Source organism: Niallia sp. MER 6 (genome assembly GCF_023714395.1).
Taxonomy (GTDB): Bacteria; Bacillota; Bacilli; order Bacillales; family Cytobacillaceae; genus Niallia.
In genome coordinates this window covers 40,190-55,970 of record NZ_JAMAUK010000020.1, presented here as the reverse complement: position 1 = coordinate 55,970, position 15,781 = coordinate 40,190, and the positions used below count along the sequence as shown (strand labels likewise).

The 15,781-nt window shown below is 38.6% G+C and carries 13 protein-coding genes; 1 reads left to right on the top strand and 12 read right to left on the bottom strand.

What is annotated here, in order from left to right; translation table 11 throughout:
- Positions 1 to 58: 58 nt before the first annotated feature.
- Positions 59 to 964, bottom strand: a complete 906-nt coding sequence (locus tag M3600_RS19855; RefSeq protein ID WP_233316246.1) for a phosphate ABC transporter substrate-binding protein — start codon at positions 962 to 964, stop codon at positions 59 to 61.
- A gap of 286 nt (positions 965 to 1,250) precedes the next feature.
- Between M3600_RS19855 and M3600_RS19850 the strand changes: the two genes are divergently transcribed.
- Positions 1,251 to 2,015 (top strand): IclR family transcriptional regulator, encoded by a 765-nt coding sequence (locus tag M3600_RS19850; RefSeq protein WP_237940642.1) that lies wholly within the window; start codon positions 1,251 to 1,253, stop codon positions 2,013 to 2,015.
- A gap of 57 nt (positions 2,016 to 2,072) precedes the next feature.
- Here M3600_RS19850 and M3600_RS19845 read toward each other — a convergent pair whose 3' ends face one another.
- From M3600_RS19845 to M3600_RS19795, 11 genes are all read right to left on the bottom strand, one after another.
- Positions 2,073 to 3,020 (bottom strand): sugar kinase, encoded by a 948-nt coding sequence (locus tag M3600_RS19845; RefSeq protein WP_396953829.1) that lies wholly within the window; start codon positions 3,018 to 3,020, stop codon positions 2,073 to 2,075.
- A 41-nt stretch (positions 3,021 to 3,061) separates the two neighbouring features.
- On the bottom strand, positions 3,062 to 4,051 hold the full coding sequence (gene kdgT / locus M3600_RS19840; RefSeq protein WP_233316243.1) for a 2-keto-3-deoxygluconate transporter: 990 nt from the start codon (positions 4,049 to 4,051) through the stop codon (positions 3,062 to 3,064).
- Between the two features lie 514 nt (positions 4,052 to 4,565).
- Entirely contained in the window at positions 4,566 to 5,147 is a 582-nt protein-coding gene (locus M3600_RS19835; RefSeq protein WP_251647193.1) for a hypothetical protein, read from the bottom strand.
- Entirely contained in the window at positions 5,144 to 5,428 is a 285-nt protein-coding gene (locus M3600_RS19830) for a MurR/RpiR family transcriptional regulator (RefSeq protein ID WP_251647192.1), read from the bottom strand. The genes M3600_RS19835 and M3600_RS19830 overlap by 4 nt, the downstream gene beginning before the upstream one ends.
- A gap of 347 nt (positions 5,429 to 5,775) precedes the next feature.
- On the bottom strand, positions 5,776 to 7,527 hold the full coding sequence (locus tag M3600_RS19825; protein ID WP_251647191.1) for an alpha-glycosidase: 1,752 nt from the start codon (positions 7,525 to 7,527) through the stop codon (positions 5,776 to 5,778).
- An 84-nt stretch (positions 7,528 to 7,611) separates the two neighbouring features.
- Positions 7,612 to 8,661: a LacI family DNA-binding transcriptional regulator gene (locus M3600_RS19820; protein ID WP_251647190.1), complete on the bottom strand. Its 1,050-nt coding sequence runs from the start codon at positions 8,659 to 8,661 to the stop codon at positions 7,612 to 7,614.
- Positions 8,662 to 8,830: 169 nt separating this feature from the next.
- A complete protein-coding gene (locus tag M3600_RS19815) occupies positions 8,831 to 9,670 on the bottom strand; it encodes a sugar ABC transporter permease (RefSeq protein ID WP_251647189.1) in 840 nt (279 codons plus the stop codon).
- Positions 9,667 to 10,959 (bottom strand): carbohydrate ABC transporter permease, encoded by a 1,293-nt coding sequence (locus M3600_RS19810; RefSeq protein WP_251647205.1) that lies wholly within the window; start codon positions 10,957 to 10,959, stop codon positions 9,667 to 9,669. The genes M3600_RS19815 and M3600_RS19810 overlap by 4 nt, the downstream gene beginning before the upstream one ends.
- A gap of 157 nt (positions 10,960 to 11,116) precedes the next feature.
- Positions 11,117 to 12,436 carry a sugar ABC transporter substrate-binding protein gene (locus M3600_RS19805; RefSeq protein WP_233316233.1) on the bottom strand — a complete coding sequence of 440 codons (1,320 nt, stop codon included), beginning with the start codon at positions 12,434 to 12,436 and terminating at the stop codon, positions 11,117 to 11,119.
- Positions 12,437 to 13,144: 708 nt separating this feature from the next.
- A complete protein-coding gene (rlmD, locus tag M3600_RS19800; RefSeq protein ID WP_251647187.1) occupies positions 13,145 to 14,512 on the bottom strand; it encodes a 23S rRNA (uracil(1939)-C(5))-methyltransferase RlmD in 1,368 nt (455 codons plus the stop codon).
- Between the two features lie 178 nt (positions 14,513 to 14,690).
- The gene (locus M3600_RS19795) at positions 14,691 to 15,638 is read right to left on the bottom strand and encodes a diacylglycerol kinase (protein WP_233316227.1); all 948 of its coding nucleotides are present in this window, start codon (positions 15,636 to 15,638) and stop codon (positions 14,691 to 14,693) included.
- Positions 15,639 to 15,781: the final 143 nt, after the last annotated feature.

Here is a 15,781-nt window from a genome sequence, read left to right as displayed (position 1 = left end):
CTAATTTACGTCATAATGGGGCTAACGCCAACTTGGCATTGCCCCCTACTCATTTCGTTTATTTTTGATTTCCTTCAGCGTCACGCTCTACGTCCATGTCGCCACCAGGAATGTAACCTTGATCTTCAATCAATTGCTTTTGCTCATCAGCAGCCATGTAGTCAAGGAACGCTTTAGCAAGTCCAGTAGGTTCACCTTTTGTATAAGCATGTTGGTAAGCCCAAACTGGGAATTTACCAGATTTTACATTTTCATCTGTAGCTTCTACACCGTCAATTGCAAGTGGTGTTACAGTGTCATCAGTGAAGTAAGAAAGTGCAAGGTAACCTACAGCTCCTTCTGTTTCAGAGATGATTTTCTTAACTGTGTTTGAAGAGTCTTCTGTAACTCCTTCAGCAGGTGTAGCGCCGTCTAATGCATATTTATTGAAAGTAGCACGTGTACCAGAAGAATCAGGACGGTTTACTAGAGTGATTTTTTGATCAGCTCCGCCAAGGTCTTTCCAGTTAGTGATTTCACCTGTAAATACTTTAATTAAATCTTCTTTAGTTATATCTTTAACTCCAGCAGATGGGTTAACAGCAGCTGTCATACCAACTACAGCAACTTTGTGGTCAACTAGCTCATCAGCAGGAATTCCTTCTTTTTCTTCAGCGAAAACGTCAGAGTTTCCAATATCAACGGAACCTTCAGAAACTTGTGATAAGCCTGTACCAGAACCACCAGCATTAACTTGGATATCAACTTCTGGATTCTCAGCCATAAACTCTTCAGCAGCAGCTGCTACCAATGGTTGCATTGCAGATGAACCTGAAATTGTCAAAGTGCCTGACAGTGCTTCTTCTTCTGAACCATTATCATCATTGTTAGATCCACTTGTGTCGTTATTTCCTCCGCATGCAGCAATGAACGCCATTAGTGCTGCAACTAGCAGAAGCAGGCTTAGCTTTTTCAAACTTTTCATTTCTTTAATTCCCCCTAAGGATATGTTGGATTTGTCCTACAAGAATTAGAATAAGGGAAAACTATTAATGCTGTTTGAATCATTTGTAAAGGTTTTGTAAAGGCGGGTTTTTTGTGCATATTTGTCGAAAAAGTGGTTATAGACCTATTTTTATAGTAGGAAAAACCTAAAATATATCCCTGTTTCCGTCATTTTTACTGCTAATCCGTTAATTTACAAAAGATTGGATGTGGCGTAATATAGATTTAAATGGTCCTATTCCGACTTAGATGAAGAGGTAAAAACTATGTCAAACGTTCAATCACTTGAAAGAGCATTAACCATCTTAAACAAACTGGCTGAATATCCAGACGGACTTCAAATCGCCCGGCTGTCTGAACAGGTTGGACTCTCCAAAAGCACTGTGCACCGGCTCTTAGCAACATTGACAAACATGAACTATGTGGAAAAGAATGCAGATACGGACAAATATAAATTAGGTTTGCAGACACTGTTTCTCGCTAGGAACTTCTTAAACAGCAATACCCTCGTCCAAACAGCAAGGCCTTTTCTTTCTAAATTGTCAAATGAAGTAAACGAAACAATCCATCTATGTATTAAAGATCGCGAAGAAGTCCTTTATGTGGACAAGATTGAAAGCACTCAAACAATCCGTATGTTTTCCCGTATCGGCAGCAGGGCGCCAATGTACTGTACAGCGGTCGGCAAGGTACTGTTATCAGGGCTTGATTCTGATATCCAGGAAGAACTGCTGTCCAAAATCGAATTCATCAGCAAGACACCTGCCACTATTACTTCAAAGGAAAGTCTTCGAGAAGAAATTGAAAAGGTGAAATTGCAAGGTTTTGCACTGGATAATATCGAAAATGAAAAAGACTTACGCTGTATTGCCGCTCCTATTTACAATCATGAAGGCAACATTATCGCAAGCTTTAGCATCTCAGGCCCTAGTACAAGGGTTACAATGGATGCTGTTAATGACATCTTGGTTGATAAAGTAAAGCAATACAGTACAGAAATTTCCCGGCACTTCGGCTGGATCAGCTCATAAACATAAAAAAAGAGCAAGGATTGCCTATCAAGGCATTCCATTGCTCTTTTTTTATGTTTATCTGTTTAATTTAAGTTCCATAAAGGCATTCAGATTTTCCCTGTCCGGCAGTCCATCATTATCTCCAGGGGACATCACGGCAAGTGCGCCGATGGCTGTACCTCTTATAATGGCTTCTTCCAAAGGCAGATTTTCCAGCAATGCACTTGTAACCCCAACCGCAAATCCATCGCCTGCCCCTACCGTATCAATCACCTTGCTGACCTTAAAGCCTTTTGTATAGAAACTCTTATCTAATGAGCTTGTAAAAGCACCTTGAGGTCCGAGTTTAATGACTACTGTCTTTACTCCAGCATCATGATAGAATTGGGCTATTCCCTCTGGCGTTTCTCTGCCTGTCAAAATCCTTCCCTCTTCCATTCCCGGGAAGACAATATCTGCTAGTACTGCAACGTTATTAATCACTTTAACCATCTCTTGTTTATCCGGCCAGAGAGCTGGTCTAATATTAGGATCAAACGATATCGGTACTCCTGATCGCTTAGCATTTTGTGCCAATTCATAAACCAACTCCCGGCAGCTTGGAGATAAAGCGGGAGGAATGCCTGTTAAATGCAGATGATCGAAATCCTCAAACTGCAAGGAGCTGATTGATTGAATATCCATATTTGAGGCTGCTGAGTTTTTTCTTAAAGAGAACACCTCTGGATCTCCCTTAACAACCTTTTGCTTCCATTGCATACCTGTAACATGCTTATCATCATAGGAAACAAAACTAGTATCAATATTGTTCTTTTCTAAAAATGTTTGAATATTTTTACCAAACGGATCATTTCCAAGCTTAGTTATATAAGTTACTTGATGACCTAGCCGAGCCATTCCAATTGAAAAGTTTACTTCTGCGCCTGCTACAAACCGACTAAATTTCTCTGCTTCCTCCAACAGCCCCTCATGCTCTGCAGCAAAAAGGGCCATCGGTTCACCTACAGTGACAATCCTGCTCATCATTCACCAACTCCTTCTATATATATAGGAAGAAACTGCTCCTAAATTGCCCGTGAGTCCAAGCCGCTACCGCTGCTTGTTTTATTTTTCTTTTGCATATATTTATACCAGGAAGCAGTCAATATCGGCACTAGGATAGACGTAACAATTACAGATGCAGCAACCAGTGCCGTTGCAGACTGGGCAATTGGCATAAATTCAGGCTTCATGCTAGCAATAATCATCGGGTTAGCAACCGCTGCTCCAGCAGTACTTGATGCAGCAATTCCGGCCGTTCCGTTTCCTCCGCCAATATATTTGTCAGCCAGCATTAACGGAATGCCTGTAACAACAATGACAAGAATGCCTAGTAAAATACCGGCAAAGCCAGTTTTCACAATAACGCCAAGATCAATCGTATTACCTAACGCAAATCCAAAGAACGGAATCATCGTATGTGTAGCTTTGCTGAAAAAATTTCTGAAATCAGAATCTAGATTACCTAAAATAAATCCAATCAAAAATGGAAGCACCGCTCCGACGAATGCCTGAGGCTCAAACGCTATTCCAGTTGAACCAAGAATAAGCATCGTCACAAGAGGACCGGATTCCAGCGACATCAAAACAAATGCCCCAGCCTCCTCCTTTGTTCCATATTGCTGCATCATCGACGCGTATAAACCACCATTTGTCATATCCATCGCCGCAACAAGTGTCAGAATCGAAAACCCGGCAAAAAAGCCTGTCTGCACTCCGCCTTCCGGCAAAAATGCTCCGGCCACAAGGGCAACAATCCATGCAACCCCAATCTTTGTCACCAGCAGCGTTCCTGATTTCCGCAAAACTACTCCTGTCGACTTTAAATTAATCCCTGCCCCCATGCAGAAAAACCAGACAGCAAGAATGGGAATTGTACCTGTCATCAGCCCATTCGTAAATGAACCGAAATACTCTCCTGATTTTGGTGCAAACGTATGAATAATAGCTCCTAAAAACAACGGAACCAGCATTAGGCCCCCTGGAATCTTCTCAATCGACTTCATGATTTTCATTCGGCATCCTTACCTTTCCATATAGGTAATTAAGCAATCGAAAAAGACGCTGCATATAATATAAGTAATTATGTAGTCTAATAGCTTATACAGTTCTGTAAAAGGATTTTAGTCCTTTCCAAATACCATTAAACGCGTCATCCAATTCTTCTTGCTTGTTTAGTAGTTAACGATAGATAAAGCCAGAAAAACATTACTGCTAAAGTCATACTGCTGCTTTTCAATAGTTGGAATACGCTTACATTTTTAATGGTAAAAAATAATTTCTCTATCCATCACCTCTTTTAACGTTCCACGATGTGGTACGTTGTTCCATAATATAATTATAGCGCTTACATATTTATATTTCAATAATCTGGCAAAATAAAGTGGAAATTCGACAAAAAAAACAATATCTGTTTTCGGTGATATTGTTTTTTCATATATGAGATTTTTTTCAGAGTTAATGTATTGGTCTAATGGTTACAGTTAAACTCTCTCCAATGGCATAAACTATGCTTTTCACTTTAAATGTTTACAGCCAAAGTTTAAGAGTCAACATATCATATGGAGGAATAATATACTCATCCTCTTCTAGTATTTCTTCAATACAATTTACTTTAGCTATCTTTGTAAAACTTGGAAATTTATAGTCGGTTAGACGTTTAAATTTATCTGTTGGGTTTTTCAACCGTAATAAAAATGCATTATCTTCATACAGAGACGGGGACAAACTGCTGAAATGATTGTCTTTAGGTACTTCCAATAATGAAAAAACATAGGATAGCTGTTGTCCTTGTTCACGAGGCTGAAGCTTATTATCGAGACGATGAATAAACTTATTTAGTGTTTGAGATTGATAGCTTATATGCTCTACAGTGTAGTCCTCCCAACACTTTGCAGTAGATTCCTCATCATACTTATCTTCTGCAATTCGAAAAGCAAAGTTAAATTGGTGTGTTCCAATCAGTTCTGCTTTTGGGGTTGGAATCATTACATGCCCTTTTTTTGTTGTATCTCCAGAAGCACGTCCAGGTCTATAAAGCAGGTCCGGTTTCCCTAGCTGACTTGTCGATGCAAATAATACAGCATCTATAAAAGCTTGATTCTTTGTCACTTGCTCCGCTTTCTTAAAAGAATAAATGATTTCTTCATTGATAGAATGATTATTTTGCTCATCATTAAATATTGAAATTTTAATTCGTTAAATCCTTTAAAACCAATTTTTTCAGAAAAAGAAATTACTGTACTTGGAACATTATGTGTCCTTTTAGCTAAATCTCTTGCTGTCATGCTTTCAACCTGATCTGGATTATTCAGTATATAGTTAGTAAGTGATTTATGTGCTGGTGATAGTCTTCTTAAATGTTCATTAATTCTATTAATTACTATATTCATTTCTACCTCCCTCTTCTTGATATGTGTCCCTTAGAAACCTATAGCCACACTAAAAAACCTCTATGAAGAAAATCAGTCTATTCGGCTAATTCTTCTTATAGAGGAGAAATTCTATTATTTTAAAGTATACTATTCCTTTTCTAATTGCTAACTATTGCTTTTTGACAAAATAATGACACTTTTATAATTTATCCCTTTAGAGAAAATAGAAACTATTGATTACATTGTGGATATCTTCTAATTAATAAGAAGATATCCACAAAAAAAGCCCCCCATCCACAACAGGAGACTTTCAACTAATTTCATTAAGTGTTGATAGCTTTATCCACAAGCTTTTCAACATTATTTTATTTCAGCATGATTATAGAAAACCCATATGGATCTAAATTAATCCTCGAATTCTCTTCCATTTGCGTGCCACTCCATAGATCTACAGGATTTTTGTCCGTAAAATCGTATGGAATAGACACTGCAATCGAGTCATTAGAGTTGTTGATAGTTATAAGAAGCGTTTCTGTCTTGGTTTGTTTTTTGTAGACGATGTGGTTTGTCTGCCGGTTTGCTTCAAGTATCTGAAAGTCGCCATTGCTGCCAAAGGCAGCTATGTTTTTTCGCAGCTCTATCAGTTTTTGAACAAAGTCAAACAGGTTACGATCCTGGTCTGTTTCTTCCCACACCATGCACTTGCGGCAGCCAGGGTCATTTTCTCCAGTCAGACCAATTTCATCTCCATAATAAATACAAGGACTTCCCATAAAGGACAGCTGAAATAAGAACAACAATCTTAACTTTTCTTTGCTGTTATTGCTGACTGTTAATATTCTTGGTGTGTCATGACTGCCTAGCAAATTAAATGCAGCTTGGTTAACATTTTTGGGGTAGGCTGTAAGAACAGTTGTAATTTTTTCTGCAAATTCCTCTGCATGGAGCTCATCCTTTGCTAAGTAGCCTAACACTGCTTCTGTAAAAGGATAATTCATTACTGCGTCAAATTGGTCTCCTTGAAGCCAAGGCATGGAATCATGCCAAACTTCACCGAGGATATATGCATCTGGTTTTACTTCTTTCACTGCTTTTCTAAACTCACGCCAAAATTGGTGGTCCACTTCATTTGCCACATCAAGACGCCAGCCGTCAATATCAAATTCTCTTATCCAATAGCGGCCCACTTCCAGCAAATATTCTTTTACTTCGTGGTTTTCTGTATTCAGTTTAGGCATCATATGCGTAAAGGCAAATGTATCATAATTAGGAACTGGCAATGGTTTTACAGGAAATTCTCTAAAGTGAAACCAGTCTTTGTAAACAGATGCTTCTTGATTTGTTAAAACGTCCTGGAACGGAGCAAAAAAGAGGCCGCTATGATTAAAAACAGCATCCAGCATCACTTTAATGCCTTTTTGATGACAGATTTCTACTAATCTTTTAAACGTTTCTTTATCACCAAATTGGGAATCAATCTCCATATAGTCAATTGTGTCATATTTATGATTGGAGAAGGATTGGAAGATAGGTGTGAAGTAAATTCCCGTTATCCCTAGGTCAACTAAATGGTCTATGTGTTCGATAATTCCTTCAAAATCTCCGCCAAAGAAGCTGTCTGGCTTTGGCTCTTCACTTCCCCAAGCTAGTGCCTCTTTTGGATTTAATTCAGGATTTCCGTTTGCAAATCTCTCAGGAAAAATTTGATACCAGACTGTATCCTGCACCCACTCTGGAGCATGAAAGACATCTGTCTCATTTAAAAATGGAAAACAGTAGTAAAAGCTTATTTCCTTCGGATAATGGTTTTTAAAGCCACCTTCTCCATGAATGAGTAAATCATTCCCTGAATATAACTCAAAACCATACCGCAAACGGCGGTATTCCGGCTTTATCTCCACAAACCAATAATCAAATAATTCGTCTGTTCCTTCCAGATGCATCGGTTTTGTCCGATTTTGCCAGCCATCCTCGCTCCACTCATATGGGTCACCATAAATTAAATAGGCTTTCGTTAAATCATTTCTTTTAGCACGGAGACGTATATGCAGTTTTTCTTTATCATAAGCATAAGCAAAATTATTTATTGGTCTATGGAAAATCGCTTCTTTTAACATAACAAGTTATCCCTCCCTTTAGGATAAGGGGATATGCGTCAGTGTGCCTTACAGAAGCTTTTCTACGTTTTTGCTCCTATAAGATTAGCTATTGAACGAAGCCGTGCTTTGCCTAATTTTTAGACTGACTGGAGAAATTATTTTGCGATTGTGTTCCATAGTCTTTTCCTCTATTTGATCGATGAGAAGTTTTACAGCAGAATGACCTCTTCCATAAATATCCTGTCTAACAGTTGTCAATCCTGGTGTTAAATATTCCGAGAAGTACAAATCATCAAATCCTACTACAGAGAAATCATTTGGCACAGAGACACCGAGATCATAAAAGCCTTTAATAACTCCCATGGCTGTCATATCTGAAAAAGCAAATACAGCAGTCGAATTCCCCTTTTGTTTTATAATTTGCTGTGCGGCTGTATAACCGCCCTCTACTGAAAATTCATGTGGAAAAACTAAGCTTGGGTCAAAATCAATTCCTGCTTCTTCTAATGCCTTTATATGACCAAAAAGCCGCAAATGGCCGACTGTATTCATTTTTGTCTTTTCTGCCGGATTGCCGATAGGATCAAGATTGCCAGCAATAACATTGATTGACTTGTGCCCTAAGCTGATTAAATATTTCGTTGCTAAGTATCCTCCCAATTCGTCATCTATCACTAACTGATAAAGCTCAGGATCAGAAAGATAGCTGTCCATAAAAACCGTCGGCAGTCTCAGCTTTTTTATCTCTTCCAGTATTACTTGGTTTTCATTTGCACCAAAAACAATCAAACCATTTATTTGCTTCTCCAGCAAAACAGATAATTGAGGTTCATCTTTGACCGCAGCAACAATCACATGAAAATTCCTGTCTCTTGCTCCGCTTTCAACACCAGAAATGAGCTGTGTAAAAAATGGATTAACAAAGACTTCTCCTTTATCGGCAAATGGCACAACCAGTGCAATTAATGGGTTTAATTTATCCTTTAAGCTTCTTGCTGCTACATTTGGCATAAAGTTTAGTTCTTTAATGATTTTGTCAATTTTCTTCTTTGTTTCTACAGAGTATCTTCCTTTTCCGTTTATTACATTGGAAACAGTGCCTATTGAAACATTAGCCATTCTTGCTATATCTTTAATTGTTGGTTTCTCCATTATGGCTTTCCTCTCATATATATAAATCAATTGCTGTTCTTAAATTGGTTTGTATCATTCCATCTTTATAGAGTAATTGTATTTTATCACGCCAAACCTATAAATAACTAAGATTCCCAATCTAAGAAGAAGCTATTTTTTTATCCATATGAGCGCAGTTTTAAAGGAATCAACCTTTATTAGCTCCTGCCTTTAGGCCGTCTGTCAGCTGATCCTGGAAGATAAAGAACAGAATAGTAATTGGCACTGCCACTAGAACTGCTCCAGCTGCAAATGTAGTAAATTCACTGTTCCCGCGCCCAGTCACCATTTCAAAAAGTCCGATAGCCAATGTTTTTTTCTCGCTTGAGCGCAATACTAATCTGGCAAAAATAAAATCCATCCATGGTCCGATGAAGTTAGTTACCGCCACAAAAACTAAGATTGGTTTGGAAAGCGGCATCATAATCTTGTAGAAAATTTTCACATTGCTGGCACCATCTATCTTTGCTGCTTCCTCCAGGCTTCTCGGCATGCCATCAAAATAACCCTTTACGAGCCATGCATTAAATGGAATTGAACCACCTGCATAAACTAAAATCAATCCCCAATGATTGTCTAATAGATTAAGCTGCAATAACAGGATATAGATTGCAATCATTCCCATAAATCCTGGAAACATCTGCAAGACAAGCATGGTCATCAGCCCCTGCTTTCTGCCTGGAAAGCGGAATCTGGAAAAGGCGTATGCTGCTGTTACTACTAAGAAGGTAGATAAAATCATATTCCAAAAAGCAATTTTCAGCGTATTTTTATACCAATTTAAATAATCTGTTTCATTGAATAAATAAACATAGTGTTTTAATGATAAGGAATCTGGAATGAGACTTGTAGAAAATAGTGAATCCCCGGGATTTAAAGATCCAGTTATAATCCAAATAACAGGATACAAGACGAAAATGGCTGTAATGACTAAAATAGTATAAGTGAAAAATTTGCTTATTTTCTCTCTTAAAGATATCCCTATCATGACATCATATCCTCCTCTTTAAATGCTCGTGTTTTCCTGAAATTATAGATGGAGAATATCGCGATAATAATGAAAATCAGGATAGACACAACAGATGCAACAGCAAACTGGCTATTATCTAATGTCAGTTTATAAATCCAGCTGATTAAGATATCTGTGGAACCTGCATATGAGTAATCAGTATTAACTGGTCCACCCTGTGTCATTAAGTAAATAATGTTGAAGTTATTAAAATTGTTCGCAAACGACATGATTGCCAGTGGAGCTGTTGAGAACATGATAAGCGGCATTGTAATTTTCCAAAACTTTTGTACAGAAGAAGCACCATCCACCTCTGCAGCTTCATAAATTTCCTTATCCACACTTGTCATAACACCGCTCATCAGCACCATCCAAAACGGAAAGCCAAACCACATGTTTACAATAACCAGTGTAAGCTTTGCTAAAATTGGATCTGAAAGCCAATGAATTGCCTGGTCTGTAATTTCCCAGTCCATTAAGTACTTATTAATTGGTCCAAACTCTCCATTAAAAATATTGCGGAAGATTAAAATGGATACAAACTGTGGAATTGCCCATGGCAAGATAAATATACTTCTCCAAAACTTTTTCAGTTTTATTCCTTTTTGGGATATCAAAACAGCAAAAACAAGTCCCAGAAAATAAGTTGTAATCGTCGCTAGAACAGCCCAGATAACTGTCCAAGAAAACACACCATAAAATGTAGCGCTCCATGTTTTCATTTTGAAAAGTTGAACAAACGTGTCAAAACCTACCCAGTCCACTAAAGCCTTCGGCGGCAAATGGTTTGGTGCTGAGTAGTTTGTAAAAGCAATCAATACGCCGAACAGCAAAGGCAAAATGGTCAAGAAGGCGGTAAAGAGGATAGAGGGAGTCAAAAGAATATAAGGAAACCCATTATCCCAAATGTTTTTGAGCATTTGTTTCGCATTATTAGGCTTGATGCCTTTTTCTGCTTTAGCAGCAACCTTGTAGGCATCGCGAATATTTAAATAATAAAACCACAGGAACAGCAAGAATGAAATCAGAAACAATATCCCTTCAATCATTAAAAAGATGGAATGGTCTCCTTGAATAATTTCAAACCCTTGTCTGGTCTGAACAGTTTCTCCTAAAGTTGTGAGACCCCACATCGCCCATTGGAAGGGCACTGTCCAAAAAATAAGAAGATACAATTCTAGCAACAGAAAAGTTAATCCCTTTAAGTATTGTTTATTATAGAGCTGTCCGAGTCCCATAAAAAGAACAGATAAACCTGCTGCAAGCATAGGTTTTGTAAAGAACTGTTTCTTTACAGGCGGTGCCGCCTTTTCGTTGTTTGTCAACAGACCCTCATTCAGCTTCCGTTCTGGTGTTGCCATTTATCATTCCCTCCTTAGTTATGCTGTTGAGCCAATCCCAAGAAGGCATTGGCTCAACACATGTCTATTCAGTTTGTGAAGCAATTGCATCTTTAATTTGCTGAACACCTTTATCAAGGGCCTCTTTTGGTTCAGACTGGCCATTCCATAATGCTGTAAATGCGACTTCCATACTTGCCCACACATGCTGCATTGCTGGGATGTTAGGCATTGATATAGAATATTGCGCTTGCTCCAAGAAAGCAGCATTCATCTCATCTGCTTTAATTGTTTCATTCTCCATCAATGTTTTTACAGGCGGTAATTGCCCTGTCATTTCATAACGTTCCAGCAGCATTTCGTCAGAGGTTGCAAATTGTGCAAGTAATGTTGCAGCCTTTGGATATTTGCTGTATGCGTTTACAAATAATGATTTAACACTTGAGAAGGTTTGAGGATGTTCCCCATTGTCCAATAAAGGCATTGTTTTAACACCAAAGTTAATTCCAGCATCTTGATGCCCTTTTACTGCCCATGGACCTGTTATATAGTACAGCAACTTTCCTTCATTAAACTGGGAACTGATAACATCACCAGTAATGTCTTCTTTTTTAAGCGGCAGAATTTCATCATGTATTTTTGTCATCAGCTCTGCAGCTTTAAGTCCGCCTTCCCCGTTCAAACCAATGTCCTCTGGATTTGTATTATCCTCACCAAAGATATAACCGCCGTATCCTCCAAGAAACCCATGCACTAAATAATAGTTGCCTGGCTCAACCATAAATCCGTATGACTTAGGATTCTTTTCCATAAATTGCTTTGATTGGTCAATAAGCTCATCCATCGTTTCTGCCGGCTTAAAGCCCATCTCATCTAATAAATCTTGGTTGTAAAATAATCCTATTGTTTCAATACCAACTGGATATCCATAAACTTTCATCTCCTCATCTGTCTTTGAAGAAACTCCAGTGATGGCTCCTTCCATGAAACGCTGTTTATATTCATCAGCAAAATAGTTTTCATAAATTAGTCCTGCTGCGTTCATTGTCCCTACATGATCATGTGCCCCGGTAAATACATCACCACCCAGCCCTGCTGGTCCGTCTGTTTCCAGTTTCCCGGCAGCCTCCACATGGCTCACCTCTTCAATTTTGACAGGAACCCCATATTTATCGGTGTACTTTTCTGCAACAAATTTGGACCATTCTGCTTCTTCATCTCCATTTGTCCACATTACCAGCTCGGCTCCATCCTCCGGTTCTATCTCTGCACTGTTTTCCTGTTTAGAGTCATTCGAAGAATCAGAACTTGCTTCATTTCCTCCCGTTGAACTGCTGCCAGGTTTACTGCAAGCAGCCAACACAATCAACATGAAAACTAGTATTACTGACAAAGATTTTTTCATTCATTTTCCCCACCTTTTATATAATTTTGCAGCATAAAAAAATTGATTAAACGTTTTATCATTATGTAAAAAAATATAGGAATAAAACCAACTATATATTTAAGTAAAAAATGATTAAACGTTTTATCAATACATCAAAAAAATATCACATAAAGTGATAACCCAAAAATGAAAACCCTTTCAATTTACAGGTTAATTATAAGTTGCTGTATTGGCTCTGTCAATAACTGAATAGCTTTATTTTTCGAGGAATTTCGACTTTTAACTAGAGGCTTCCCTTTAAGTTATCTTGTTGTTCACAGAATAATCAACTACTCATTAACGGAAGCATAGAGGAGGAGAAATGGTTATGAGATAGTGAAGAAAGATATAGAACGCAAGAATCATTAGATAAGACTAAGAGAAAAATGGGGCACATTTCTTGATGCACAGGTGATTAATTCTTTACTTATCGTATATGAACTTAAGGCGGTGATAGTGATGGCAATAGCTCCAACTAAAAAAATTGGAAAGAAACAATGGTTTTTAAGCAATAACTCCATAAAAAAATAAATAGTTTCATCCTTACACATTAATCCCTAAGTCTAGTTGCTATTTATGCTGTTAATAGTTCCCCTTTTAAATTCTACATATAGCTCCCCCGCACTTTAAAATTAGATGCATAAAAAAATAAATCCCGGATTTCATGAAAGAAACCCGGGAAGCATTCTATTTTAATACCAACTGCGCAACAGCCTCTACATGCATTGTCTGCGGGAACATATCCACAGGCTGTACTTCAAGTGTTTTATAGCCGCCGTCTTCAAGGACGCGTAAATCTCTTGCTAATGTTGCCGGATTACAGGAAACGTATACGACCTTTTTCGGTTTCATGTCAATGATTGTCTGCAATAGTGCTTCATCACAGCCTTTTCTTGGCGGATCGACTACGAGCACGTCTGCTGTATTCCCTTCCTTATACCAGTTGGGGATAACTTCTTCTGCTTTGCCGACAGCAAAATCCACATTGTGGATATCATTGAGCAAGGCGTTTTTTCCTGCGTCTTCTATTGCTTGGGGAACGATTTCTACACCGAATACCTTTTTCGCTTTTTTAGCGAGGAATAAGGAAATGGTGCCTATACCGCAATAGGCATCAATAACACTTTCTTCTCCTTGCAAATTAGCATATTCGAGCGCCTTTTCATAGAGAACCTTTGTCTGTTCTGGATTCACTTGATAGAAAGAACGGGCAGAAATAGCGAACTTAACATCACCAATATAATCAGTGATTGTTTCTTGTCCCCATAATACCTTAGTCGTATCTCCCATAATTACATTTGTTTTTTTGTTATTCACATTGTGGATAATTGATTTTAAGCCTGGAACAGCTTGTGCAATTTCATCCACAATTTTATTTTTGTTAGTAATTTCATTTGTTCTGGTGATAAGAACAACCATAATTTCACCGGTAACTAACCCGCGGCGGGCCATAATATGACGAAGCTCACCCTTGTGACGCTCTTCATTATATGCCTTTACTCCGTGTTTTTGGCAGATTTCTTTCACTGCTCTTACGACATCATCATTTTCCTCTTGTTGAATAAGGCAAGCTTCCATATTGATAATTTGGTGGCTGCGCTGCTGATAGAAACCGCCTATCAGTCCGCCTTCATGCTCTCCTATCGGCACTTGTGCTTTGTTGCGGTAGCGCCACGGCTCACTCATCCCGATAGTCGGGTGTACAACAGCGTCTATTTTCCCGATTCTTGTAAGAACGTCCTGGACATGCTTATGCTTCATTATAAGCTGGCCTTCATAATTAAGATGCTGAAGCTGGCAGCCGCCGCATTCTTTATAAATAGGACATGGTGCTTCCACTCGGTAAGGGCTTTTTTCCTCCAGCTCGAGCATTCTGCCAAAGCCGTAATTCTTATTCGTTTTAATAACTTTAACTTTTGCTTTTTCTCCAGGAAGTCCATTGGGGATAAACAGTGGATAACCTTCAACTTTTGCTACACCAGAGCCGTCATGTGTCAAATCTTCAAATACTATATCTATTATATCGTTCTTTTGAACGGGCAATGTTCTGCTCATTGTCTACTTCCTTTGCTACATTTATCTTTTAAAAAGTATACCGAACAAATTGTATCATACTTTTCCTGTAATCTATAATCCTTGTTCGTTTTTGGTCAGTTGAAAACAATGGAAAAAAGGGGCTTTTTTGGGGGTTAAAAGAGTGGTGGATAGAGTGAGTCATCCTCACTCTATAGCTTTACTCGTCTGTTTCTTTTACTGCTGTCTCTTTATCAGGACGGTCCTCATCACGGATACTGTCTATTGGAACAAACACTTCAAAATGTCTGTACAAATTAACAAATTCAGCTGGAAGAACCCCGCCAAATTCACCGTCGAGATTTAGTTGAACCTTTTCCTCTGATGTTACTTTAATGTGGTTGGCATTAACATAGATAACGCTTGGATCATTAATATGCTCTCCGCGCAGAGCCAATGTAGCGATTCGAATAAAATCAGCTAAATTTGCCTTTTTCAAGATTAGCAAAGAGAATAGACCATCATTAATGGAAGAGCCTGGCGCAAGTTTCTCAAACCCTCCGACAGAGTTAGTCAGCCCAATTAAAAACAGCATGACTTCTCCCTCAAACAATTTGCCGTCGTATTCTATCTTTACTTTCGTTGCTTTAATGAAAGGCAGCTTTTCCATACCCTTTAAATAATAGGCAAGCTGTCCAAGCATTGTTTTTAACTTGCTTGGCACTTCATAAGAAAGCTCTGTCAAATTGCCTCCGCCGCCAATATTGATGAAGTACTTATCTTCATTCAGCCGTCCGATATCAACAGGAATTGTGTCTCCTTTTGCAATTATATCGGCAGCAGCTTCAATATCTCGGGGGATATGCAAGGCTCTTGCGAAATCATTAGTCGTTCCCACTGGGATAATCCCAAGCTTCGGCCGGTACTCCTGCTCTGCAAGCCCATTTACTACTTCATTAATCGTCCCGTCACCGCCTGCAGCAACAACAAGATCATATCTTCTTTCTACTGCAATCCTTGCCGCTGTTGTAGCGTCCTCTGGACCTGTCGTAGCATGGCAGGATGTTTCATACCCTGCGTTCTCCAGTTTTTTCAGCACCTCCGGTAAATGCTTCTTAAAAGCTTCCCGGCCTGATGTAGGATTATATATAATTCTAGCCCTTTTCATACCCATCATCCTATTTCATAATTTCATGACTTGTTTCTACCATCTAACATCATATACGAAAACTACTTCATTAGGCAATATTTAGTATCCTGCGAAAAATGCTCTGCAGGATTTAGAAATCTGCTATCAATTATACCCTAATA